The sequence below is a fragment of the Acinetobacter sp. ANC 3929 genome, from assembly GCF_000369405.1.
Lineage (GTDB): Bacteria > Pseudomonadota > Gammaproteobacteria > Pseudomonadales > Moraxellaceae > Acinetobacter.
On sequence record NZ_KB849999.1, the window covers coordinates 24,969 to 48,625 of the forward strand.

The 23,657-nt window shown below is 42.7% G+C and carries 23 protein-coding genes and 1 tRNA gene; 17 read left to right on the top strand and 7 right to left on the bottom strand.

What is annotated here, in order from left to right; all coding sequences use genetic code 11:
• The first annotated feature begins 31 nt into the window (after nt 1-31).
• The 16 genes from pdxA to F909_RS12460 all read left to right on the top strand — a co-directional run bounded on the left by pdxA (nt 32) and on the right by F909_RS12460 (nt 15,425).
• A complete protein-coding gene (gene pdxA / locus F909_RS12535) occupies nt 32-1,000 on the top strand; it encodes a 4-hydroxythreonine-4-phosphate dehydrogenase PdxA (RefSeq protein ID WP_005149697.1) in 969 nt (322 codons plus the stop codon).
• A gap of 32 nt (nt 1,001-1,032) precedes the next feature.
• On the top strand, nt 1,033-1,845 hold the full coding sequence (gene rsmA, locus F909_RS12530) for a 16S rRNA (adenine(1518)-N(6)/adenine(1519)-N(6))-dimethyltransferase RsmA (protein ID WP_005149698.1): 813 nt from the start codon (nt 1,033-1,035) through the stop codon (nt 1,843-1,845).
• Nucleotides 1,845-2,684: a symmetrical bis(5'-nucleosyl)-tetraphosphatase gene (locus tag F909_RS12525; protein ID WP_005149701.1), complete on the top strand. Its 840-nt coding sequence runs from the start codon at nt 1,845-1,847 to the stop codon at nt 2,682-2,684. The genes rsmA and F909_RS12525 overlap by 1 nt, the downstream gene beginning before the upstream one ends.
• A 476-nt stretch (nt 2,685-3,160) precedes the next feature.
• On the top strand, nt 3,161-4,432 hold the full coding sequence (locus F909_RS12520) for a glycosyltransferase family 4 protein (protein WP_005149703.1): 1,272 nt from the start codon (nt 3,161-3,163) through the stop codon (nt 4,430-4,432).
• 37 nt (nt 4,433-4,469) lie between these two features.
• Nucleotides 4,470-5,021: a phosphatase PAP2 family protein gene (locus tag F909_RS12515; protein ID WP_005149705.1), complete on the top strand. Its 552-nt coding sequence runs from the start codon at nt 4,470-4,472 to the stop codon at nt 5,019-5,021.
• A 96-nt stretch (nt 5,022-5,117) separates the two neighbouring features.
• Nucleotides 5,118-5,318, top strand: a complete 201-nt coding sequence (gene iscX / locus F909_RS12510) for a Fe-S cluster assembly protein IscX (protein WP_004652532.1) — start codon at nt 5,118-5,120, stop codon at nt 5,316-5,318.
• 107 nt (nt 5,319-5,425) lie between these two features.
• Nucleotides 5,426-5,857 (top strand): nucleoside-diphosphate kinase, encoded by a 432-nt coding sequence (gene ndk, locus F909_RS12505; protein ID WP_004652531.1) that lies wholly within the window; start codon nt 5,426-5,428, stop codon nt 5,855-5,857.
• A gap of 121 nt (nt 5,858-5,978) precedes the next feature.
• Nucleotides 5,979-7,214 carry a dual-specificity RNA methyltransferase RlmN gene (gene rlmN / locus F909_RS12500; protein WP_005149709.1) on the top strand — a complete coding sequence of 412 codons (1,236 nt, stop codon included), beginning with the start codon at nt 5,979-5,981 and terminating at the stop codon, nt 7,212-7,214.
• A 17-nt stretch (nt 7,215-7,231) separates the two neighbouring features.
• On the top strand, nt 7,232-8,038 hold the full coding sequence (gene pilW, locus F909_RS12495; RefSeq protein WP_005296860.1) for a type IV pilus biogenesis/stability protein PilW: 807 nt from the start codon (nt 7,232-7,234) through the stop codon (nt 8,036-8,038).
• Nucleotides 8,029-8,826, top strand: a complete 798-nt coding sequence (locus tag F909_RS12490) for a helix-turn-helix domain-containing protein (protein ID WP_005149714.1) — start codon at nt 8,029-8,031, stop codon at nt 8,824-8,826. Before pilW ends, F909_RS12490 begins: the two co-directional genes overlap by 10 nt.
• A gap of 22 nt (nt 8,827-8,848) precedes the next feature.
• A complete protein-coding gene (gene ispG, locus F909_RS12485; RefSeq protein ID WP_005149715.1) occupies nt 8,849-9,964 on the top strand; it encodes a flavodoxin-dependent (E)-4-hydroxy-3-methylbut-2-enyl-diphosphate synthase in 1,116 nt (371 codons plus the stop codon).
• On the top strand, nt 9,961-11,253 hold the full coding sequence (gene hisS / locus F909_RS12480; protein WP_005149716.1) for a histidine--tRNA ligase: 1,293 nt from the start codon (nt 9,961-9,963) through the stop codon (nt 11,251-11,253). The genes ispG and hisS overlap by 4 nt, the downstream gene beginning before the upstream one ends.
• Nucleotides 11,254-11,282: 29 nt before the next feature.
• Nucleotides 11,283-11,981 (top strand): YfgM family protein, encoded by a 699-nt coding sequence (locus F909_RS12475; protein ID WP_005149717.1) that lies wholly within the window; start codon nt 11,283-11,285, stop codon nt 11,979-11,981.
• Complete coding sequence (bamB, locus tag F909_RS12470) at nt 11,981-13,123, top strand: outer membrane protein assembly factor BamB (RefSeq protein WP_005149718.1); 1,143 nt, start codon at nt 11,981-11,983, stop codon at nt 13,121-13,123. The genes F909_RS12475 and bamB overlap by 1 nt, the downstream gene beginning before the upstream one ends.
• Before the next feature lie 174 nt (nt 13,124-13,297).
• A complete protein-coding gene (gene der / locus F909_RS12465) occupies nt 13,298-14,707 on the top strand; it encodes a ribosome biogenesis GTPase Der (RefSeq protein WP_005149719.1) in 1,410 nt (469 codons plus the stop codon).
• A gap of 64 nt (nt 14,708-14,771) precedes the next feature.
• Entirely contained in the window at nt 14,772-15,425 is a 654-nt protein-coding gene (locus F909_RS12460) for a 4'-phosphopantetheinyl transferase family protein (RefSeq protein ID WP_032877827.1), read from the top strand.
• A gap of 91 nt (nt 15,426-15,516) precedes the next feature.
• On the opposite strand, the gene secF is transcribed toward F909_RS12460, so the two are convergent.
• The 7 genes from secF to queA all read right to left on the bottom strand — a co-directional run bounded on the left by secF (nt 15,517) and on the right by queA (nt 23,304).
• Nucleotides 15,517-16,485 carry a protein translocase subunit SecF gene (gene secF, locus F909_RS12455; protein ID WP_005149725.1) on the bottom strand — a complete coding sequence of 323 codons (969 nt, stop codon included), beginning with the start codon at nt 16,483-16,485 and terminating at the stop codon, nt 15,517-15,519.
• Between the two features lie 10 nt (nt 16,486-16,495).
• The gene (gene secD / locus F909_RS12450) at nt 16,496-18,397 is read right to left on the bottom strand and encodes a protein translocase subunit SecD (protein ID WP_005149728.1); all 1,902 of its coding nucleotides are present in this window, start codon (nt 18,395-18,397) and stop codon (nt 16,496-16,498) included.
• Nucleotides 18,398-18,448: 51 nt separating this feature from the next.
• Nucleotides 18,449-18,778: a preprotein translocase subunit YajC gene (gene yajC, locus F909_RS12445; RefSeq protein WP_005149729.1), complete on the bottom strand. Its 330-nt coding sequence runs from the start codon at nt 18,776-18,778 to the stop codon at nt 18,449-18,451.
• 109 nt (nt 18,779-18,887) lie between these two features.
• A complete protein-coding gene (tgt, locus tag F909_RS12440; protein WP_005149731.1) occupies nt 18,888-20,018 on the bottom strand; it encodes a tRNA guanosine(34) transglycosylase Tgt in 1,131 nt (376 codons plus the stop codon).
• A gap of 413 nt (nt 20,019-20,431) precedes the next feature.
• Entirely contained in the window at nt 20,432-21,001 is a 570-nt protein-coding gene (locus tag F909_RS12435; protein WP_005149733.1) for a LemA family protein, read from the bottom strand.
• A 63-nt stretch (nt 21,002-21,064) separates the two neighbouring features.
• Nucleotides 21,065-22,093, bottom strand: coding sequence for a hypothetical protein (locus F909_RS12430; protein WP_005149735.1), 1,029 nt, complete (start codon nt 22,091-22,093; stop codon nt 21,065-21,067).
• A 173-nt stretch (nt 22,094-22,266) separates the two neighbouring features.
• A complete protein-coding gene (gene queA, locus F909_RS12425; protein ID WP_005149738.1) occupies nt 22,267-23,304 on the bottom strand; it encodes a tRNA preQ1(34) S-adenosylmethionine ribosyltransferase-isomerase QueA in 1,038 nt (345 codons plus the stop codon).
• A 180-nt stretch (nt 23,305-23,484) separates the two neighbouring features.
• On the opposite strand from queA, the gene F909_RS12420 reads away from it, so the two are divergent.
• A tRNA-Leu gene (locus tag F909_RS12420) sits at nt 23,485-23,571 on the top strand.
• The last annotated feature ends 86 nt before the right edge of the window (nt 23,572-23,657 follow it).

Sequence of the window (23,657 nt, forward strand, 5' to 3'; positions counted from 1 at the left end):
GATGGGAATCAAAAAAAGACTGGCGGTATAGATGCTTCCTTTATATGTCACTTCAGGCGAACCAGCAGGAATTGGTCCTGATATTTGTCTCAGTCTGGCAGAACGTGTAGATGAGCGACCGATTGTTATCCTTGCTGATCTACAGATGTTACAACAGCGTGCCGATCTTTTAGGAATCAATGTTGAACTGATTACTTATCAAGGACAAGCAGAATCCAGTTTGAAGGGGCAACTTTTTGTTGAACATGTCCCTTTAGCAAAACCTGTTACTTTAGGTCAGTTAGATTCAGCCAATGCCGCCTATGTACTGGAACAATTACGTCGTTCAGCGGCTTATGCGATGTCTGGACAGAGTGTTGGTGTTGCGACAGCACCAGTGCAAAAGTCGATTATCAATGATGCGGGCATTGCATTTAGTGGGCATACCGAATATTACCAAGAGTTTGCCGGCATTGATCGGGTGGTGATGATGTTGGCCACCAAAACATTGCGTGTTGCCTTGGCGACAACACACTTACCCTTGCGTGATGTACCTGATGCCATTACTAAAGAACGCCTGCTGCAAGTCATTGATATTTTGATTCATGATTTAAAAACAAAATTTAAAATTGCTCAGCCAAGTATTTTGGTATGTGGCCTGAACCCGCATGCAGGTGAAGATGGTTATTTGGGTCGTGAAGAAATTGAAGTGATCAACCCAGTATTGGAAAGCTATCGAGCGCAAGGTATTGGGATGAGTTTAAGCTTACCAGCTGATACCTTATTTACCCCTGAAAATTTAAGCAATGCAGATGCGGTTTTAGCGATGTATCACGATCAGGGCTTACCTGTGTTAAAATCACAAGGCTTTGGTGAAGCAGTTAACATTACTTTAGGCTTGCCATTTATTCGAACCTCTGTCGATCATGGTACAGCACTCTCTCTTGCAGGCACTGGACAAGCAAAAGCATCGAGCTTGCATGTTGCAGTGGATTTAGCACTTGATTTAGCTCGTCAGTGATTAACGAGTAAATTATTCACGTTGGAATTATTATGTATCAAATTAATGCCCTAAACCCTAAAGATGAAGGGCATCAGGCTCGAAAACGTTTTGGTCAAAACTTCTTACATGATCAACGTGTGATTGCCAAAATTGTACGCTCTGTGAATCCACGTACAGGCGAGAATATTGTTGAAATCGGACCTGGTTTGGCTGCATTAACATCGCCGTTGATTGGTGAGTGTGATGCTTTGACCGTGGTTGAGCTTGACCGAGATTTGGCAGCAGGGTTACCTGGGCGTGTGCCGCATCCTGAACGTTTGACCATTATTGAAGCCGACGCATTAAAATACGATTTTACTGAATTGTTTAAAGATGGCCGTCCACTGCGCGTAGTTGGAAATTTGCCATATAACATTTCTACGCCCTTGTTGTTCCATCTCTTGGAGTTTGGTGACAAAGTCAAAGATATGCACTTCATGTTGCAAAAAGAAGTGGTTGACCGTATTACTGCGACGCCAAATACCAAAGAATATGGTCGTCTGTCGGTGATGATTCAGTATTACTGCAAGCCAACATTTTTGTTTGAAGTACCACCAGGATCATTCAATCCACCACCGAAAGTCACATCGGCAGTGTTCCGTTTAGAGCCGTACGAAACCAAGCCAATCGTAGCAAAGGATGAGAAAGCCTTGGCACGTTTGGTTGGGCATGTCTTTACGCAGCGCCGTAAAACGCTACGGAATAGTTTGAAAGGGATGTTGGCAGAAGATGGTTTTGAAAAAGCAGGTATTGATCCGATGGCGCGTCCAGAAACATTGAGCTTGGCTGATTTTGTCGCACTTTCTGATCAGATGGTATCTTAATGTCTAAACGCTATAACTATGTCATTGGTGATGTGCAAGGTTGTTTCGAAGCACTGAAAGCGTTGCTGAAAGAAATCCGCTTTGATCCTGACCAAGACTTTTTATGGTTTGCGGGTGATTTGGTTGCACGTGGTGAAAACTCGGTTGGTGCTTTACGTTTTATTAAAAAGCTGGCTGACCGTGGTGCCGCAGCAACCGTACTGGGTAATCATGATCTTACGTTGATTGCCTGTGCGCGTGGTTTTAAAAAAGCCAAAGATAAAGATCATACTCAAGCAGTGATTGATGCGATTGATGGCGATGAGCTGATTGATTGGCTGCGTAAACAACCTTTGAGTCTATCTCCAAATGAACACACCTTGATTACCCATGCGGGCGTACCCTGTATTTGGAGTGCGGCAAAAACAGTTGCGCTGGCGCAAGAAGTGCAACAGGTGGTGGGTAATGATGATCTTGCAGTATTAGACAGTTTTCTTGCCGAGATGTATGGTTCACAACCTGATCTATGGTCTGATGAGCTGACAGGTATGGCGCGTTTGCGCTGTGTTACCAATTATCTGACCCGGATGCGTTTAACTGATGCTAAAGGGCGTTTGGAATTTGATTTTAAAGATGCGCTTGATGCACCGATGCCAGCGGGCTTTCAACCGTGGTTTGAGTTTGAAAGTCAGGCGGCACAAACCCATCAATTAATTTTTGGACATTGGGCAGCTTTGCAGGGCAAAACCATTAGTCCTCACATTCAAAATGTGGATGGAGGTTGTGTTTGGGGGCAGCAACTGGTGGCTTTCCGTCTAGAAGATCAGCAGATTTTTGCGGTGGATAATCCTTTGGCTTGAATAAGTGCAATTTGAGTTTGATCTAAATATTTTTATCTAGAGTCTGTTGGAAAAAAATTATCTTAACGGTGTCTTGATAAATTTTCATCGAATTACAGGATCAGCCTGCGGCTCGGCCTACTTTTGTTTTGGGAAAAGTAGGCAAAACATGAGGGACGAATAGCAAAGATTAATAATCTTTGCCGTACCGTAAGACGAAAGCTATGCTTGAGTCCTAAACTACGCACTTCGTTTATCTTGCGCTAAGCCAAAGTTTAATCGCTTTGGCTTACTCAGGTTGCTGACGACGTTTCCGACACCATATTTCTGATCAAATTTAGGTTAAGTATTTATTGTGTTGTATACAAATACCCAGTTTCAGGCTGGGCATTTTTTATTTTAAGACTGTCAAAAAACTGTCATAGACTGATCATTAAAGTGTCAAAAAATGCTTTTAAGCTGAAAGCATGAAAATAACGACACAAATGGATGGCGATATGCAGAGTACATACGCGACATCTCTATTCAAGCAGGAGTTTCCTGAAAATTTTAAATTTTACTTTAAAAGGAAACAACTCAAAAACAAACAAGATGAATTGTCTGAGCTTCGTGATCTGGTTCGTCCTCGCCTTCGAATTGCAATTGTGACTGAAACATGGCCTCCAGAAATCAATGGTGTGGCACTGTCGATGATGCAATTATGCCAAGGGTTACAGCGACTAGGGCATAAAATTTTACTGGTACGACCAACCCAAAAGGCAGTGTGTACCGAGTTTCATCCCGAACAAGAATGCTTAGTGATGTCACAACCCATTCCTAAGTATCCAAGTATTCAATTTGGTTGGCCGCAATATATCAAGGTTTCCAAAGCCTTCGAAAAATTTGCCCCAGATGTGGTGCATATTGTGACTGAAGGGCCTTTGGGATTGACTGCACTACAAGCAGCAAAGTCGAGGAAAATTGCAGTGTCCAGCGGTTTTCATTCGGCATTCCATGATTTTAGTCGCTTCTTTGACTTGGCATTTTTAGTCAAGCCAATTCAACGCTATTTGACTTGGTTTCATAACAGTACCGACGTGACGTGTGTTCCGAGTCAATATACCGAGCACGCTTTACGTGGTTTCGGTGTGACTTGCCCATTAGTTGTAGTTGGTCGTGGTGTGGATACCGAAAAATTTTCACCTCAGCACCGTTCGCAACAGCTTCGCCAGCAGTGGGGTGTCGATACCGATACTCGGGTAATGCTATACGTCGGACGTTTATCACCAGAAAAAGAAGTCGATGTGCTGATTAAAAGCTTCCATGCATTACAGGCACAACAAGGTAGAAATAGCAAATTTGTGATTGTCGGTGATGGCCCAGATCGTGCTCGACTCAGCAAAATGGCCCAATCCGAAGATGTTATTTTTATGGGCAGTTTAAGCGGACGCGAGCTGTCAGCAGCTTATGCCAGTGCAGATGTTTTTACCTTTGCCAGCCAAGCCGATACCTTTGGCAACGTGGTGTTGGAAGCGATTGCTAGTGGTTTGGCCGTAGTTGCTTATGATTATGTTTGTGCCCATCAACACGTCAAACCGAATGTTACAGGGTGGTTGACTCCATTAGGGCAAACAGATCATTTAATTCAGTCGATTCGTCAACTACCTGCACTACCACAATTGAGACAGATGGGCTTATTAGCCAGTGAAAGTGTGCAACAGAGTAGCTGGCAATTTCCAGTACAACAATTAGAACAAGCACTCTATCAAGTCGCGAGGAGTCTCCCATGACCGCGACTTAAAGTATTCTCATCAGAGGAGAAAAAGTATGAATCTTCAAAATGCAAAAATAAAAATACTTGATTTAGATTTAAAAGGCTGTGTCTACCTCAATCATCTCTCCCATTCGCAGCGAGTCGCTTTATTTTTTAAAACGATCAGTCGTTTGGGGGATGGACCATTTTGGTATGTCATGTTGTTGTCAGTTTGGGCAATGCAAGGTTTGGCATATGGCGTGCAAATTTTGTATGTGATTGCTGCGGGTTCTGTAGGAACCTTGATCTATAAATTTTTGAAAAATAAAACCACACGTCCAAGACCCTATCAGGTGCATCAAGTAATTGTCTTGGGGGAACGAGCATTAGATCATTTTAGTTTTCCGTCAGGTCATACTTTACATGCAGTGATGGTGACTATCACTTTGGGTTATGTTCAGCCGCTGTTATTGATCTTGATGCTGCCATTTACCATTCTCGTCGCCTTGTCACGTATGGTATTGGGTCTGCATTATCCAAGTGATGTGATTGTGGGGGCAATGATCGGTGCATCGGTTGCAAGCGGCATTATTCTGTTGGCGCCTAGCCTGAATATCGCGTTGTAATTTTTTTTATGCTGAATTTCGCAATCGAACACTATCTCTTAAATTACATGATTTGTTAAAGTACGCTCAATCACATACATTTATTTAGGTTGTCATATGGGCTTACGTTGGACAGATACGATTGATATTGCGATTGAACTCACCGAAGCACATCCGGATGTAGATCCACAATGGATCCGTTTTACCGATTTACATGCATGGGTTTGTGCTTTGCCTGACTTTAGTGATGATCCAAATAAGTCGACTGAAGGTTTGCTTGAAGCCATTCAAATGGCATGGCTGGATGAAGTTCGTTAAAAATTCGTCAGAAAACGCTTAAGTTTTGCATATTCAAGCTGATTATTGGCGATGACATCGGTATAATGCGGCAAATTTTTTAGTTTAAACCATAATAGGAGTCAATCATGGCGATTGAACGTACTTTATCTATCGTAAAACCAGATGCAGTATCTAAAAACCACATCGGCGACATTTTTGCTCGTTTCGAAAAATCAGGTTTGAAAATTGTTGCAACTAAAATGAAACACCTTTCTCAAGCTGATGCAGAAGGTTTTTATGCTGAGCACAAAGAACGTGGTTTCTTTGCAGACTTAGTTGCATTCATGACTTCTGGTCCAGTGGTTGTTTCTGTTCTTGAAGGCGAAAACGCTGTTCTTGCTCACCGCGAAATCTTAGGTGCGACAAACCCTAAAGAAGCTGCTCCAGGTACAATCCGTGCTGACTTCGCTGTAAGCATCGACGAAAATGCTGCTCACGGTTCTGACTCAGTTGCTTCTGCTGAGCGTGAAATCGCTTACTTCTTTGCTGATAACGAGATTTGCCCACGCACTCGTTAATCCAAAGTATTCAGACCAGATAAGTGGTATACTACTTATCTGGTTTTTTATTTCTTATCGCTTGTGTTGTGCGAATAATGCACAGCAGTTTTTAGCGTCGATATTGTTTAGGTAAATATACATGAGTTCTGCAGTGGTCGTTTCATCAGAAAATTTAGATGAAAAACAACAGTCTGTTTCTACACCTGTCGTTCATGCTGCCGAGAAAAAAGTAAATTTACTTGGCATGTCTCGAGCTGAATTAGAAAAATTCTTCGAAGACTTAGGCGAAAAGAAATTTCGTGCGGGTCAGGTCATGAAATGGATTCATCAATATTTTGTGACTGATTTTGCTGAGATGAGCAATATCTCAGGCAAATTACGAGAGAAACTCGAAAAGATTTGTGAAATTAAAGCGCCTGATGTCGTGCATCGTAACTACTCTAAAGATGGAACCCGTAAGTGGGTGTTCCGTGTTGGTGATGGTGAGGGGTCATTGGTTGAAACCGTATTGATTCCTGCGGAAGATAAAACAGGTGCACGTAAGACCTTGTGTATTTCATCACAAGTGGGCTGTGCCTTGGATTGTTCATTCTGCTCGACAGGTAAGCAAGGTTTTCAACGAGATTTAACCCCAGCTGAAATCATTGGTCAGTTATGGATGGCGAACTATTCCTATATGGAAGAGGTGCCTGTTGCCGAACGCGAGCGGACCGTGACCAATGTAGTGATGATGGGTATGGGCGAACCTTTACTCAACTATGATGCTGTACTCAGTTCTATGCAGTTAATGCTGGACGACTTTGCTTATGGCATGTCGAAACGCCGTGTAACCTTATCGACTTCAGGCGTGGTGCCTAAAATTGATCAGTTGGCACAAGATATTGATGTGGCATTGGCGATTTCACTACACGCACCGAATGATGAGTTACGTAACGAACTGGTTCCAATCAATAAAAAATATCCATTACAGCAGTTAATTGCCGCATGTCAGCGTTATTTAACAAAAGATGGTAATGAAAGTGCACGTCGCCACGTTACGATTGAGTATGTAATGTTAGACGGTGTCAATGATAAGCCTGAACATGCACAACAACTTTTAAAGTTATTGAAAAACTTACCGAGTAAGATCAATCTTATTCCATTTAATCCGTTCCCGCATGCACCGTATGGTCGTTCGAGTCGTAACCGCATCATTGCGTTCCAAAAAACTTTGTCGGATGCTGGATTTGTGTGTACGATTCGTCAGACACGTGGTGATGATATCGATGCAGCGTGTGGACAATTGGTAGGACAGGTTGCTGACCGTACTCGTCGTGCTGAACAATGGAAAAAGAAAGTGGCGCAACAACAAGAAATTTTGCGCACACAAGGATAATACTTGGGGAAAAGGCGTTGAATACCACTCGACCAAAAACGATTATTGCGACAGCTGTTGTGTTTACTTTACTTGGCTTAACAGCATGTCAAACACCCTCTACAACATTAAAAAAAGATCCAGAAAAAGCAGTGCAAGTTCGGACTCAACTTGCAGCAGAGTATATTCGTAGCCGTGATTTAGATGCAGCCAAGCGTTCGCTTGACCAAGCTTTAAAGATTGATTCCCGTGATGCCAATGCCAATATGATGATGGGAATCCTGCTGCAACAAGAAGGCAGCGCCACCAATATGGAAAAAGCAGAAGCTTATTTTAAGCGTGCAATTTCCTCAGAACCTGATAATGCTCAAGCGCGTAATAATTACGGTACATATTTGTATCAACAGCAACGCTATAATGATGCCATTGAGCAATTTACCCGTGCGGGTGCAACCTTAGGGTATGAACAGCGCTTTCAGTCGTTGGAAAACCTAGGGCGAATCTATTTGAAGTTGGGCGATGTTGCGAATGCTGAAAAATCATTCAAACAGGCGCTACAAGCGAATCGAAACGCAACCATTTCAATGTTAGAGTTGGCGGAAATTTTCTATTTGCAACAAAATAATAGAGATGCAGCGCAACTATACGAACAATATGTTCGTAACGTGGGACAGAAAAACCAAGGTGCTCGGGCGCTTTGGATTGGTCTACGCATTGCTCGAGCGAATGCGGATCAATTAGGAATGCAAGTGTTAGTCAATCAACTACGTGCGTTATTTCCTGATAGTCCAGAATATCAACGTTATTTGCAATTACAGTACAGTACTGAGGCCGTATGGAAATAAATCCAAATTCACATCAGCCAACTGGCTCAACCTCGCCAGCGTCAACGTTAGGAAATATTCAACGACCTGGTGAGTATTTGCGTCAAATTCGTATTGCACAAAAGAAAGAAATTGATGAGATTGCAAACGTATTGAATATGCCTGTCAAAACATTGACAGCATTAGAGCAAGACGACTATAAATCATTACCTGAAGCGACTTTTATCAAAGGCTATTATCGTGCTTATGCAAAGCATTTAAATGCAGATGCCAGTGCGATCATTCAGCGGTTTGATGAAATCTATGCCAATGATACTGGGCTTAAAGCGAGCCATGCTTTGAATAATTCTCCGATTAAAATTATGGGGAAATTATCAGGTTCGAGAAGTGTGCGTAACCGTATCTGGTTAAAGCGCATTGCGATCGTGGTTGCGGTTGCCGTATTGGCTTGGTTAGCGGTTATGGCAGTTCAGAACTGGACATCAAGCCATAAAGATGATGAAGATGTACCGAAGATCAAGAATTCTGACGTTCAAATTCTACCAATGAGTGGTAGTACCACGACTGCAACATCTGGTGACCAATTGGTGTTGAGCTTTAATCGTCCGACCTCTGTGCATATTGTAGATGCAACAGGTAAAGTATTGGCAACAGGTCGCCAAGCATCGACATTGACTTTAAGTGGTGAATCACCATTTCAAATTCGTTTAGATGATGCGACAGCAGTAGCATTGACTTTAAATCAGGAGCAAATTTCATTGTCTCCATATACAGTTAATGGAAAAGCAGAATTCCGTTTGTCTCGTTAATGCCAAAGAGTAGAGCTATACGATGATTGTGAACCCTATAAAACGCCGTCCAACACGTAAAATTCGCGTCGGTTCGGTGTATGTCGGTGGTGATGCCCCGATCAGTGTTCAAAGTATGACGAATACTGAAACCTGTGATGTCGATGCAACTGTCGCGCAGATCCAGCGTTGTGCAGATGCAGGCGCAGATATCATGCGTGTTTCTGTCCCTTCGATGGAGGCGGCAGAAGCATTTGGTGCAATTCGTAGACGTGTGACTGTTCCTTTAGTTGCAGATATTCATTTTGATCATCGTATTGCACTTGCTGTTGCAGATTACGGTGCAGATTGTTTGCGTATCAATCCGGGGAATATTGGTTCGGATCAGAAAGTACGTGAAGTGGTTGCTGCGGCAAAACATCATGGTATTTCGATTCGTATCGGTGTGAATGCGGGTTCATTAGAAAAAGATTTACAAGTGAAATATGGCGAGCCAACAGGACAAGCTTTGCTTGAGTCTGCTATGCGCCATATTGATATTCTTGATCGTTTAGATTTTCATGAATTCAAAGTCAGTGTAAAAGCATCGAATGTGTTTTTAACCATGGATGCTTATCGTTTACTGTCTCAACAGATTGATAATCCGCTACATCTTGGTGTAACTGAGGCTGGGATTTACCGTACTGGTACGGTGAAGTCTGCGATTGCATTAGGTGGATTATTGATGGAAGGCATTGGTGATACCATGCGTATCTCGCTGGCTGCTGAACCAGAAGATGAAATTAAAATCGGTTTTGATATTTTAAAATCGTTGGGCTTACGCTCAAACGGCATTAACTTTATTGCGTGCCCAAGCTGCTCACGTCAAGAATTCAACGTAATTCAAGTGATGCAAGCATTGGAAGAGCGTTTAGAAGATATCCGTACCCCGATGGATTTGTCTGTGATCGGGTGTAAAGTGAATGGTCCTGGTGAAGCCAAAGAAGCTGATATCGGGATTGTAGGAGCAGCTCCTCGTTCACTGGTCTATCGTAATGGTGAAAAGAGCCATTTGATCGACACAAATCAGTTGGTTGATGAAATTGAAACAATGGTTCGTCAACGTGTTCAAGAGCTTGAAGAAGCAAAATCCAAAGAAATTATTCGTAGTTCATCATGAGTTCAATCGTCGCTATCAAAGGTTTTAATGACATCCTTCCAACGCAAACTGCGGCTTGGAGAAGTCTGGAACAACAACTTGCATCTCTGATGGATGCGTATGGTTATCAACAGATCCGTTTACCGATCGTTGAGCAAACTGGTTTATTCAAACGTGCTATTGGTGATGCGACCGATATCGTTGAAAAAGAAATGTATACCTTTTTCGACAAAGGTAATCCACCTGAATCACTTACGCTACGTCCAGAAGGGACCGCAGGTTGTGTACGTGCGTTGCTTGAACATAATTTGTTGCGTGGCGCGACACCGCGTGTGTGGTATATGGGACCTATGTTCCGTTATGAAAAACCGCAAAAAGGCCGTTACCGTCAGTTCCACCAGTTCGGTGTCGAAACGTTTGGTGTGGCAACGCCAGATATCGATGCAGAGTTAATTCTACTCACAGCGCGTTTGTGGAAGCGTATAGGGATTGCTGACAAGGTTCAACTTGAGTTGAATACCTTAGGCGAAACCGATGAGCGTACAGAATACCGTGCAGCATTAGTTGAGTTTTTAAACCAACACAAAGATGCGTTGGATGAAGACTCTCAGCGTCGTTTAACTACCAATCCATTGCGTATTTTGGATTCTAAGATTGAATCGACTCAAAAGATTTTGGAAAATGCACCGAAGTTGCATGATTTCCTTAAAGAAGATTCAATCAATCACTTCCAGCAATTGCAGCAATATTTAACCGATGCTGGTATTGAGTTTGTGATTAACCAAAAGTTAGTGCGTGGTCTGGACTACTACAACAAAACTGTATTTGAATGGACCACCACGATGTTGGGTTCACAAGGTACGGTGTGTGCGGGTGGTCGCTATGATGGTTTGGTTGGCCAGTTGAAAGGTAAAGCAGATCAGTCTGTACCAGCAGTTGGTTTTGCGATGGGGATGGAGCGTTTGCTACTGTTGCTTGAGCAAGTTGAACAAACCAAAGATGTCCGTGATTGCGAAATTTTCTTGTTGGCTGAACCTGCTTACCAAGCCAAGGCATTGATCTTGGCAGAGCAAATTCGTGACCAATTGGAAGTGGCAAATAGCTCGATTCGTTTGAAAACTGGATCACAAGGCAGCATGAAAAGCCAAATGAAAAAGGCGGATCAGTCTGGTGCAACCTATGCGGTTATTTTGGGTGAGCGTGAGTGGGAATCTCAACAGCTTCTCGTAAAAGAACTTGCAACGGCTGAACAGTCGCAAGTTGCTTTAGCTGAACTGACGTCATTTTTTATCGAAAAATTTAAACAATAAATTGCAAAATTTAGGAAAAGGACAATCACATGAGTTTAAGTGATGATGAACAACTCGACAGTTTAAAGTCGTTTGCCAAAAAATATGGTTCTGCAATGATTAGCGGAATTCTCATTGCCTTGATTGCCTTTTTCGGCTGGGAATATTGGCAAAAGAAAAATCTTGCTGAAGCCCAGAACCAAACCGCAAAGGTACAAAAGTTGATGGATGAGGCAAAAGCTGCATCAGGTCAACCGAATGCCTTTGCAAGCTTATCTGAAACAGCTGATAAAATTGTGAAAGATGATGCAGACTCTGCTCAAGCGATTCAAACACAATTTATCATGGCGAAACTTGCTTATGACAAGCAAGATTATGCTGCGGCTGAAAAAGCCTTGAAGAAAGTTGAAAATTCAAAGGTGAAAGATGCTGGTTTGCTGCAAATTGTTAAAATACGTTTAGCTGATACGCAATTGGCGCAAAGCAAATACGATGAAGCTTTGAAAACCTTATCAAGCGTGACTGATCCAGCATTTAAAGCAACGGCAGAAGAGCTACGCGGTGATATTTTTGTTGCGAAAAAAGACAACGCATCTGCACGTAAAGCGTATCAAAGTGCGTGGGATAATTTGCTCGAACGTAAACAAGAGCGTCAGCTTTTACAAATTAAACTCGAAAGTGTTGGCGTTTTAGTAGATGATCCTGAGTTTGAGCGCCCGATCTTAGATACCAAAGTGGATGAGTCTTAATGCAGAATAAACTAAAACTACCTTTGGCAATTGCAATTGCTTCAGCTTTATTGGTTGGTTGTTCAAGCAATAAAGTAAAAGAAGTCAAACCAAATCCATTGCCAAAAATCACGCAAGAACAAAGTTTAAACCTTGTGTTTTCACAAAGTGTTTCGTCGACCAATGCCGCTGAAGCTTTACGCCTACAGTTGGACACCGACAATGGTGTAGTTTTTGCGATTGATCCTGATGGTCAGGTGTCTGCGTACAAAGGTAAAGAACGTCTTTGGAAAAGTAAAATTACCAAACAAGAACTCACTGCTGGTGTAGAAGCGGGTGAAGGGATTGTAGTCAGTGGTAATCGTAAAGGTCAGTTATTTGCTTTAGACCAAGCGACTGGCGAGCAAAAATGGACAGCGAAACTGTCTGGGGCAATTTTGTCTCCATCCCTGATCCAGTCTGGTCGTGTCATTACCATTGCCAATGACGGTACGGTATTTGCGCATGATGCAGTGACAGGACAACAAGTTTGGGCATATAAACTGCCAAATGTACAATTCAGTTTGCGTGGACAGCCAGCACCAGTTCGTTTAGATGAGCGTACTGTACTGATTGGTTCTGCCAATGCCTATGTGTATGCCTTGGATATCATCAGTGGTGTACCGCGTTTCCAACGTCGTGTCGCGATCAGTGAAGGTCGTTCAGATATCCAGCGTTTGGTGGATGTTGTGGGTGATCCAGTTGTTTCAGGACAATATTTGGTGACGACTAGCTTCCAAGGCCAAGTGACTGTGACAGATCTTGCAACGCAACGTGTCGTGTGGAGTGAGGATGCGAGCAGTACCAATAGTGCTGAAGTGGCTGATGATAAAGTCTATGTTACAACGACTGACGGTAAATTGAATGCTTATAATTTAGCGACAGGTGAGTTGGTTTGGCAAAATGAAGAGTTGCTGAATCGTAAGCTCAGCAATCCTGTGATGTTAGGACTAAACCTTGTCGTGGGTGATTTGGATGGTGTGATTCATCTGATTAATCCAGCCTCAGGTAAGCTCATTGGCCGTGCTAAAACCAGTGGTGAAGTGCGTTCATTACGCGTGATTGACAATCAACTTTATGTTGCGACGCGTAAAGGTGCATTAAGCATTTGGCAGAATCGTTAATTTTTCCTAAATGTGGTAAAATTAAAACAGCGAATTGCACTTTTAACAAATTCTTCGGGGTATTTGTCAGACAAATCCCCGAATTTTTATTATGATCATTTGATCACCAAAATCTTCCCTACAGTTTCTGATACGATGTCATCAATGATGGCTCGTCTGAATTAAGGTTAATTTATGAAACCCGTTATTGCGCTCATTGGTCGACCAAACGTCGGAAAATCAACGCTATTTAACCAAATCACCAAAAGTCGTGATGCTTTGGTTGCCGATTTTGCTGGTTTAACCCGTGACCGTAAATATGGTGATGCTGTTTTTCAAAATAAGTCATTCATTGTTGTCGATACGGGTGGTATCGGTGAGAATGAAGGTGGTATTGACTCGTACATGGCTGAGCAGTCGAAAACTGCGATTCATGAAGCAGATATCATTGTTTTTGTTGTGGACGCGCGTGCTGGCCTATTAGCATCAGATGAACAAATTGCACGTGAACTACGTACGCTAGGTAAGAAAGTTTACTTGGTTGCCAACAAGGTGGACGGTGTTCATGCTGAGGCTGCGTTGGTTGAGTTCTACAAGCTCGGTATGGGTGAACCCTTACAAGTTGCTGCAAGTCACGGACGTGGCGTACAGCAAATGCTTGAAGATGTTTTGGCTGAAGTTCCTGAAGATGAAAATCCAGAAGAACATGACAAGGCGACTGGTTTACGTTTGGCGATTATTGGCCGTCCGAATGTCGGTAAATCGACGTTGGTTAACCGTTTGTTGGGTGAAGACCGTGTGGTTGCATTTGACCAGCCAGGAACAACCCGTGATTCGATTTACATCCCGTTTGAACGTGATGGACGTCAATATACGTTAATTGATACCGCAGGTGTGCGTCGTAAAGGCAAAGTAGAGGAAATGATTGAGAAATTCTCAATTGTGAAAACCCTACAAGCCATTAAAGATGCACATGTCATCGTGGTGGTACTTGATGCCCGTGAAGGGGTGGTCGAACAAGATTTACATTTGATTGGTTATGCGCTTGAAGCGGGTCGTGCCATGGTGATTGCGATCAACAAATGGGATAACATGACCGAGTATGATCGTAAGCAATGTAAGTTGGATGTTGATCGCCGTTTTGACTTTATTCCTTGGGCCAAAGTGCATTTAATTTCAGCATTGCATGGTACTGGCGTCGGAGAAATGTACCCAACCATCCACCGTGCCTATGATTCATCGCATTTAAAAGTTTCTCCTGCGAAACTCACTCAGATCTTGAATGATGCAACTGAGGCGCATCAACCGCCGATGATCGGTGGTAAGCGTATCAAAATGCGTTATGCGCACATGGGCGGACAAAATCCACCAACGATCGTGATTCACGGGAATAAGGTAGACAAAACGCCTGCGGATTATCGTCGTTATCTGGAGAATGTGTTCCGTAAAGTCTACAAACTGGAAGGAACGCCCGTGCGTGTTGATTTCAAAACGTCTGAAAATCCATTTGAAGGACGCAAGTCGCAAGTGGATGAACGCGTTGCAGCACGTAAACGTCGTTATGTACAGAAATTCAAAAAAGCAGAAAAGAAATTCAAGCGTTAAGCTGATCTTGATGCCAAAAGCCCAAAGTTTGCTTTGGGCTTTTTTATATCAAAGGAGAGGGGGAGTGGTGACACGTCAAATTGAAATCCATGTTCAGGCATTGGCTCAACTCCTTGAACGAAGTAAAACGGATTTTGCCGATTTAAGTAGCTTTAACCATTATAAAAAAGAGCAAATCAAACAGTATCGTAATGTTCTTTTAGCCGAGCGGCTGCATTGCCCAGTTGAGGCATTAAGCTTTTCAAAACATGAATATGGGAAGCCTTTTTTAAGTTCTCATCTGTTGCATTTTAACCATACGCATAGTCAGCTGTATTATGTATTGGCGATGAGTGAACGGGTAAAAGATCTTGGTGTTGATGTCGAGGAACTTGATCGTAAAGTACGCTTTGATGCTTTGGCACAACATGCTTTTCATGCCGAGGAATATCAAACTTGGCAGCAGCAAGATCAAGATCCTGAATATTGGTTACGGGTTTGGACCACCAAAGAAGCAGTATTAAAAGCATCGGGTTTGGGGATTCGTTTGGATCTCAATAGCTTAAATACTCAAGTTCATCCATCCAATCATGGAGGCATGTGTTCTCATCCTTTGATTGGTAGTTTTGCGTATCAGAATTTTATTTTAAATCAGAAGATTGTACTGACAGTGGCATGGCGGGCAGAGCAGTCCTGTCGTGGTTTTCAGTTTCCTCAGATCCAGATTATTCAGCACTAGTCATAATCCAAATTTTCATTATTCAATTGTCCTAAATAAAAAATGCCAGCTTTTCGCTGGCATTCTGTTTGAGTTAAAAGATATACAAGATTTAAGGAATCTCTTCTTCTTCAAACTCAGGTTTAACCTGAACAATAAAGTCCTGACGATTCAGACCGCGCCATAATGCGAATGCAGTACCGATATAGATCGATGAGTAGGTACCAACAAAGATACCGACAAACATGGCCATAGAGAACCAGTGTAAGCCATCACCGCCTAAGAACATCATGGCAAGGACCACGAGTAATAAGGTCATCGAGGTATGAATGGTACGACGTAAAGTTTCTGTCAGCGCGATGTCCACGATTTCACGTGGAGTCGCGCCACGAATCTTACGGAAGTTCTCACGGATACGGTCCGAAACAACGATGTTATCGTTGAGCGAGAAACCAATGACTGCAAGCACAGCCGCTAATACGGTTAAGTCGAATGGCCATTGGAACAGCGCAAAGGCACCAAAAATGATGATAATGTCATGGAATAATGACATTACAGCGCCGACAGCCATTTTAAATTCAAAGCGAATAGTGACGTAGATCAACATCAGGATCAATGCCAGTGCAACAGCACCCGCAGAGCGTACATACAGCTCGTTACCTACAGCACCGCCCACAGCATCGACCTTATGGACTTCTACTGTGTTATTTGGCAATTGCACTGCTTTGGTAATGCTATTGCTCAGGTCTTCTACATTGAGGTCTTCTTGTACTGGCATACGCACGATGAGGTCAGTACTACTTCCTAAAGTTTGTACCACAGCATCTTTAAAGCCTGCACGATCGAGTGCTTGAACTACTTGAGCAGGTTGAACTCCTTGCTTATAGTTTAATTCAGCCGAGATACCACCCGTAAAGTCTAAACCGAGGTTCAGACCTTTGGTCACAATAAAGAAGATACTGGCAATGGTAATCAGGATCGAGAAGATGGCCGCAGGTGTGGCAATCTTCATGAATGGGATGATCTTTAGATCATCTGGACGACCGTATTGCTTTGAGTCTTGTTGAGTCAGATCAGTCATGTGAATCTCCTTAAATACTCAACTTGGTCAAATTACGGCGTTTGCCATAAACGAGCTGTACGATTGCACGTGTTACTGTAATTGCAGTAAACATCGAACAAATAATACCGATCATCAAGGTGACAGCGAAGCCTTTGATCGGACCTGTACCAATCGCGAATAAAATAAACGCAACAATGAAAGTGGTTAAGTTCGAGTCAAGAATGGTGTTATAAGCTCGATCGTAACCTGCGACAATTGCCTGTTTTGGCGAGGCACCCCAGAGCATCTCTTCCCGTATTCGTTCACAGATCAGGACGTTGGCATCGACCGCCATACCAATGGTAATCACGATACCTGCAATACCTGGCAGGGTGAGCGAGGCACCAATCCAAGACATCACCGTTAAGATCATGGCAAGGTTAAATACCAAGGCAAAGTTTGCGATTAAACCGAATAAACGGAAGAATACAACCATCCAAATTGCAACCAGCAAGAAGCCGATTTGAGTAGATAACACACCCTTATCAATGTTTTCTTGCCCCAAGCTTGGACCAACCACACGTTCTTCAACGAAGTACATTGGCGCAGCCAAAGCACCCGCACGTAGCATGAGCGCAAGTTCAGCAGCTTCTTGTGGTGAATCAAGACCGGTAATACGGAATTGTGAACCCAATACGGCTTGAATAGTTGCGGCATTGATGACCACAGATTCGGTATATGGGGTACGAACTTCAGTTTGCACACCTGTGTTTGGATCAGCAACATAAGAGATTTTTTGTTTATTTTCGATAAACAAAACTGCCATACGTTTACCCACAGCACCACGGGTTGCATCAGCCATGAGCTTACCACCTGAAGAATCTAGGGTGATATTAACTTCTGCACCACCAGAGTCTTGGCTAAAGCCAGAACTTGCATTTTGAACACGTTCGCCCGTCAAAATACGGTTACGTTGCAACAGTAACTGACGACCACTGTCTAAAGACTGATAAGCAAATACTTCAGTGCCTGGAGGAAGTGGTTGACCATTATATTTACCTGTATATGGATCGATATATTGATCATTGCTGTCCGCAACTAAACGGAACTCCAAGTTCGCCGTACGACCCAAGACACGTTTTGCTTCCGCAGTATCTTGTACACCTGGTAATTCAACCACGATACGGTTACTACCTTGGGTTTGTACCAGTGCTTCTGCTACACCAAGTTCGTTAATACGGTTACGTAGCGTTGTTAAGTTTTGGTTCACTGCATAAGATTGAATTTCCTGACGACGTGCGTCGGTATAACTCAGTCTTAAAGTTGCGCCAGATGAGGTTGCAACCGCTTGTTGAGTATATTCATTACCATTACGACGTAAAAAATCAGTCGCAGCATCACGGTCTGCATTGCTGGCAAACTGGACAGTAATGGTGTTGTTACTTAACGCAAGGTTGTTAAATTTGATTTTGTTATCACGGAATTGACGACGCAAATCAGTCGCAGATGTTTCCATGCGTTGACTAATTGCTTTATCCATGTCGACTTCGAGCAAGAAGTGTACACCACCACGTAAGTCCAAACCGAGTTTCATCGGTTTTGCCCCAATCTTTTGCAACCATTCTGGTGTAGTCGGTGCAAGGTTGAGTGCAACAACGTAGTCTTCACCTAAATCACGTCGCAATACTTCTTTGGCTTTTAACTGTTCTTCAGAAGAGTTTAAGCGTAATAATGCCGCGTTATTGGTAAAACTATTGTCGTGACTGCTAATGTCGGCAGTTTTTAAAATCTGCTCAGCTTTTTGCACGATGGTCTGATCAATTTTTGTGCCTGCTTTTGCGCCAGAAATTTGGACAGCAGGTTCATCTGGATACAGACTTGGAAGTGCATATAACGTACTGATCACAAGTACCACAAGGATCAGCAAATATTTCCATGCAGGGTAACGCATTTGCTTTCTTCTTAAATGAAAAAGTCGTGCTGAGGCACGACTATTTTATGATTAAAGGTTATTTAGTGTGCCTTCAGGTAAGACTGAAATGACACTCGCACGTTGAATTTTTACATCAACACCACGAGCAAGTTCAACTACTGCAAAGTCACCTTCAAGTTTGGTAATTCTCCCCATTAAACCACCAGCAAAGACGATTTCACTGCCCACACCCAAGCTTTCGATTAAAGAACGGTGTTCTTTGGCACGTTTTGCTTGAGGTCTCCAGATCAAGAAATAGAAGATTGCAATAAAAACAGCAATCATCAAGATGTTTGCCATCAGGCTTGGACCTTGTGCAGCCGCAGGCGCAGCGTGAGCAGTAGAGATTAAGAAGCTCATTTCGTTTTCCTAAAATTAAAAAGCCAAAAAATTAACAATAAATTCCAATTCGTTTTGCAATGTACCTTGTCTTGCGATCAGGCGCAAATCTTGATGCATATACTTCACATTAGTCTTCAGGGCAAGGTGGTACGTCTAATCCACGGCGTGCATAAAAGTCCTGAACATATTCATCAAATGTGCCGTTATCCAATGCATCACGCATACCTTGAGTGAGGCGTTGGTAGTAACGTAAGTTATGAATGGTACCGAGCATCGATGCAAGCATCTCACCACACTTCTCTAAATGATATAAATAGGCACGACTGAAGTTTTTACAAGTGTAGCAATCACAATGTGGATCTAAAGGACCTTGATCATGGCGATAACGACTGTTGCGGATTCGGACCAAACCATCGGTGACAAAGTAGTGACCATTACGTGCATTACGGGTTGGCATCACACAGTCAAACATATCGACACCACGACGAACCGCTTCGACGATGTCTTCTGGTTTACCGACACCCATTAAATAGCGAGGTTTGTCTTGTGGCATTTTGTTAGGTAAATAATCAAGCACCTTGATCATTTCCTCTTTCGGCTCACCTACTGATAAACCGCCAATTGCATAACCATCAAAACCAACGTCCAATAAGCCCTTCAGTGACTCGTCACGTAGGTCTTCATACATGCCGCCCTGAATAATACCGAATAAGGCATTTTTATTCTTGAGCTCATCATGATGGTGGGTTTTACAACGCTTTGCCCAACGTAAAGAAAGCTGCAATGATTTTTGCGCTTCTTCATGGGTTGCAGGGTAAGGGGTACATTCATCAAAGATCATCACGATATCTGAGTTGAGTACGTGTTGAATCTCCATCGAAATTTCTGGAGATAGGAACACCTTTGAACCATCAATCGGAGAGCGGAAGGTCACACCTTCTTCTTTAATTTTACGCATTGCGCCCAAGCTAAAGACTTGGAAACCACCTGAGTCTGTCAAAATCGGTTTATCCCAGCGGATAAACTCATGCAGACCGCCATGCTCTTTAATTACTTCAAGGCCTGGACGTAAATATAAATGGAAGGTATTTCCCAAAATAATTTGTGCTTGAATTTCTTCAATATCACGCGGGAGCATGCCTTTGACTGTACCGTAAGTACCCACTGGCATAAACACAGGGGTTTCAACCACACCATGTTCTAAAGTAAGTCGACCACGACGGGCGCGCCCCGACTGGCCTAATTTTTCAAATTTCATGTAATAACCTGAGCAAGATCGAAGTGCTACTATGATTGCAGCGCAAGAAGGCGAAAAAACAGTTCGCTGATCGAAAGCGGCTATTTTCCCCGATTATGGCGTGTAGTTCTACTACTAAATGTAGCTGTGAATGAAATTGATAAAATTTTAATTTTCTTTTGGATAATTAAAGAAAGACATAACCTCAATATACTTTCAAGAAAAGATATCTTGTGTATAGGTAGACCTTACTTTTCATAGGTGAGGAGTGTGCTCCGCAAGGTAACAAAAATCCTTTGTAGGGCTGACGGTATATCCTGAGCAGCTTCAAAGCATCGCTTTGAAAATAGCGCAAGGCAGCCCTACCAGCGGCATCCATGCCGCTACACGATAGTGAATACCGTATGATGTAAGGGTAGTGCTTTGCTCAATATTTAAAAATTCGGTTTATAGTCAAAATTTTCAGTCGCCAGATTATCCTTAAAAGGACGAATTGCTTTCTTGGATAATGTTAGGGTATTGATCAAGTTGTTTGGAAACACTTCGATCTGGTTATTAAACAATTCCACATTGCGGTTAAAAATAGTGATTGCAGCACCGACGTTCTCGTTTTGCTCCTGAATATCATCCATCATTTTGCTGTATAGCGCATCTGCTTTCAGTTCAGGATAATTTTCAACCACCACATTGAGGCTACGAATCAGCTCTTTGCTCATTTTCTCGATCTGTTGTAACTGCGAAATATCCGTGTCATTCACATTCAGATTGAGAATCTGCTGGCGTAATTCAGTGACTTTTTCCAAGGTGGATTTTTCAAACTGGGTGTATTGATCCAGCGTTGCTTCCAATGCTTCTAAGGTCTTTATTTTTTGACGTTCGAAGTTAGCCACTTCTGACCACGCACGTTTGGTGGCATTAAAATATCGTACGATGTTGTTGTGAATAGAAACGCCCCATACAATCAGTATTACAAAAATCCCCAAGAAGATCAGTAAACCTGTCATCGTCATTCCCCTTATTGTTATTTCCCTTAAATTCTCGCTTTGTTCAAAGAGAGCTCGGGAGAATTATTGAATTACATTGAGCATCAATTGTTGAAATTTCTGATATTGCGGCATGGTCATGGTGCGTAAGTGCCCGCGTAATGCTGGAATATCATGGATTTCACTGCGTTTACTGGCGGTTTGGAAAAGATTTTGTTCGCCTATGTAACACAGGATTTGCTCTTCATGATGATAAATTAAATCACCTGTAAAATGTTGAAAAAAATCATGTAATTTTAAAGTCAGACTTGGACTGATTTCTTTCGCTAACTGGTGTTGATTCAAGCCAAAAATATTCAATTCTTGATTAATCAAAATATCACTGCTTTGCCATGAACTGGTATACGGTTCAAAAAAACGAGAACGCTGATTACTCACGGCAATACCAAGGGCGGGCATTTGAAAAATAAAAGCGCCCCACAAATCCTTATGGATCTCTTTGACGATATTTTTATCGTTACTTTGGTCTGGAAGAATCGGTATTTCACTGACATAGTGATATTGGAACAGTAACACCTGATGGTCGGTTGTGCCATCGTTCCATGTGGTAGACGCATATTGGGTAATCTCGTTCGATTCATTGCCACGATTAAACAGCGGGAAATGCTGTTTTAACTTACTCAGGACCAAGAGGGGTTGGGCTTGAATGGGTAAATAAGCAGGCAATTGCTGGAACTGCAAACCATAACGTAATACGGTCATTCGTTCTTCTAAATAACGAATCACCCGTATTAATGGTTCTTGTGGTTCATAAAGTAAATAGGCTAGAAAACCTGTCAAAAATGCGCCGAGCAGACTCCAGATATATTGAATATGTGGATGGAAAAAATAGCCAAACACCAAGGTTCCAATACTGATGAGCGCTAATAAGTAGGGCAGCACATTAAAAAAACGCAGGCTATGATCGTCACGCCACGGATGCAAGGCATCTAACAAGTCTTGATCCGTATGCGATTTTTGCCCTGCCTCCCAAAGCCGAGCAATATTATGAAAAACCTGCGCATTTTTTTTACGTCGGATATGCAGTGCTTGTTGTACAGTATCGATCGGCATGGAATTAATGGGTTCATTATAATTGGTCTGTATTATTTTAATTATGCGTTAAATTTCAGAAACTAAGAAGCCTATAATCTAAATCTGACGGTCTTTTTTTATTTTAATAAATAGCCGTCTATTTGAGGTTTTGAGGGGATAGGCTAAACCGTGATTTAGCCTATTGATCCATTTTAAGCGTTGAGTTTGTCCACTAACATCGCATCGCCATAACTAAAGAAGCGATAACGTTGTTCTACTGCATGAGTATAAGCAGCCAAGATATTATCCCGATTCGATAATGCTGAAACCAGCATCAACAAGGTCGATTCAGGCAGATGGAAGTTGGTAATCAAACGATCCACGATACAGAACTGATAACCTGGATAGATAAAGATTTGTGTATCACCTGTCCAAGCTGCAATCTTTCCTTGATTGGCTTGTGCTGCACTTTCCAGGGCGCGGGTCGCCGTGGTTCCAACTGCAATGACTTTATTACCGCGTGCTTTAGTTTCCAAAATCAGGTCAATGGTCGCTTGCGGAACATCACACCATTCACTGTGCATAATGTGATTGGTAATATCCGCAGTGCGTACAGGCATAAACGTTCCTGCACCAACATGCAAGGTTACAAAGGTTTTTTGCACGCCTTTAGCAGCTAATTTTTCTAATAAGCCTTGGTCGAAATGCAGACTGGCTGTTGGCGCAGCGACACTGGCAATTTTCTCAGGATCGTGGAACACGGTTTGATAACGCTCAGTATCAATCTCTTCGGCTTCACGGTTGAAATAAGGCGGAATCGGGAGTTGACCGTATTGATCCAGTACCGACAAAATCGGTTGTGAAAACTTCACCACAAACAGATTTTCATGGCGACCTTGTACGGTGACAGGAACAGCATCTTCACCGATATACAGTTCTGCGCCTGCTTTAGGTGAGTTGCTTGATTTGATATGGCAATGGGCAGTGTGGGTATCCAACATGCGTTCAACCAGAACTTCGATTGCACCACCTGTGGCACGTTTGCCTTTTAAGCGAGCTTTCATGACTTTGGTGTCATTCAGTACCAGCAAATCGCCGTCTTCGAGTAGGTCGAGAATATCGGTAAACGCGTGGTCGTGATATTGGCCTTGGGCATCGATATGCAGCAGGCGAGACGCGCTACGGCTGTCTAATGGGTAGCGAGCAATAAGTTCATCGGGGAGATCAAACGAAAAGTCGGAGAGTTGCATACATCTAAAACATTGCAAAAATTGGGCGTAGTATAGTCTTTTTTGCATTTTCTCGCTGAGTTCGCGTGTTTATAAGCAGAAAAATATCTGAATGATTTAAAAGTGAGCAATAAGCGATAGTTAGTGTTTGACAATAAAATCAAACAGGTTATTATACGCAACACAAAGCATCGCACTCTTCCCGAGGTGGTGAAATTGGTAGACGCGGCGGACTCAAAATCCGCTGTCAGAGATGACGTGTCGGTTCGAGTCCGACCCTCGGGACCAAGCGAAAGCTTACACAGATTATTCAAAGCCCCAAGCCTTATATATCAAAGGCTTGGGGCTTTGTCGTTTCTGGCGTTTGAGTTTTT

Excerpts from the sequence above, each read along its gene's own strand:
- yajC (WP_005149729.1), bottom strand. The coding sequence starts at position 18,778 with ATGAGCTTCTTAATCTCTACTGCTCACGCTGCGCCTGCGGCTGCACAA.
- F909_RS12515 (WP_005149705.1), top strand. The coding sequence starts at position 4,470 with ATGAATCTTCAAAATGCAAAAATAAAAATACTTGATTTAGATTTAAAA.
- bamB (WP_005149718.1), top strand. The coding sequence starts at position 11,981 with ATGCAGAATAAACTAAAACTACCTTTGGCAATTGCAATTGCTTCAGCT.
- queA (WP_005149738.1), bottom strand. The coding sequence starts at position 23,304 with ATGCAACTCTCCGACTTTTCGTTTGATCTCCCCGATGAACTTATTGCT.
- der (WP_005149719.1), top strand. The coding sequence starts at position 13,298 with ATGAAACCCGTTATTGCGCTCATTGGTCGACCAAACGTCGGAAAATCA.
- rsmA (WP_005149698.1), top strand. The coding sequence starts at position 1,033 with ATGTATCAAATTAATGCCCTAAACCCTAAAGATGAAGGGCATCAGGCT.
- pdxA (WP_005149697.1), top strand. The coding sequence starts at position 32 with ATGCTTCCTTTATATGTCACTTCAGGCGAACCAGCAGGAATTGGTCCT.
- tgt (WP_005149731.1), bottom strand. The coding sequence starts at position 20,018 with ATGAAATTTGAAAAATTAGGCCAGTCGGGGCGCGCCCGTCGTGGTCGA.
- F909_RS12520 (WP_005149703.1), top strand. The coding sequence starts at position 3,161 with ATGCAGAGTACATACGCGACATCTCTATTCAAGCAGGAGTTTCCTGAA.
- ispG (WP_005149715.1), top strand. The coding sequence starts at position 8,849 with ATGATTGTGAACCCTATAAAACGCCGTCCAACACGTAAAATTCGCGTC.
- secD (WP_005149728.1), bottom strand. The coding sequence starts at position 18,397 with ATGCGTTACCCTGCATGGAAATATTTGCTGATCCTTGTGGTACTTGTG.
- F909_RS12525 (WP_005149701.1), top strand. The coding sequence starts at position 1,845 with ATGTCTAAACGCTATAACTATGTCATTGGTGATGTGCAAGGTTGTTTC.
- secF (WP_005149725.1), bottom strand. The coding sequence starts at position 16,485 with ATGACTGATCTGACTCAACAAGACTCAAAGCAATACGGTCGTCCAGAT.
- rlmN (WP_005149709.1), top strand. The coding sequence starts at position 5,979 with ATGAGTTCTGCAGTGGTCGTTTCATCAGAAAATTTAGATGAAAAACAA.
- F909_RS12430 (WP_005149735.1), bottom strand. The coding sequence starts at position 22,093 with ATGCCGATCGATACTGTACAACAAGCACTGCATATCCGACGTAAAAAA.
- iscX (WP_004652532.1), top strand. The coding sequence starts at position 5,118 with ATGGGCTTACGTTGGACAGATACGATTGATATTGCGATTGAACTCACC.
- F909_RS12475 (WP_005149717.1), top strand. The coding sequence starts at position 11,283 with ATGAGTTTAAGTGATGATGAACAACTCGACAGTTTAAAGTCGTTTGCC.
- hisS (WP_005149716.1), top strand. The coding sequence starts at position 9,961 with ATGAGTTCAATCGTCGCTATCAAAGGTTTTAATGACATCCTTCCAACG.
- F909_RS12435 (WP_005149733.1), bottom strand. The coding sequence starts at position 21,001 with ATGACAGGTTTACTGATCTTCTTGGGGATTTTTGTAATACTGATTGTA.
- F909_RS12490 (WP_005149714.1), top strand. The coding sequence starts at position 8,029 with ATGGAAATAAATCCAAATTCACATCAGCCAACTGGCTCAACCTCGCCA.
- ndk (WP_004652531.1), top strand. The coding sequence starts at position 5,426 with ATGGCGATTGAACGTACTTTATCTATCGTAAAACCAGATGCAGTATCT.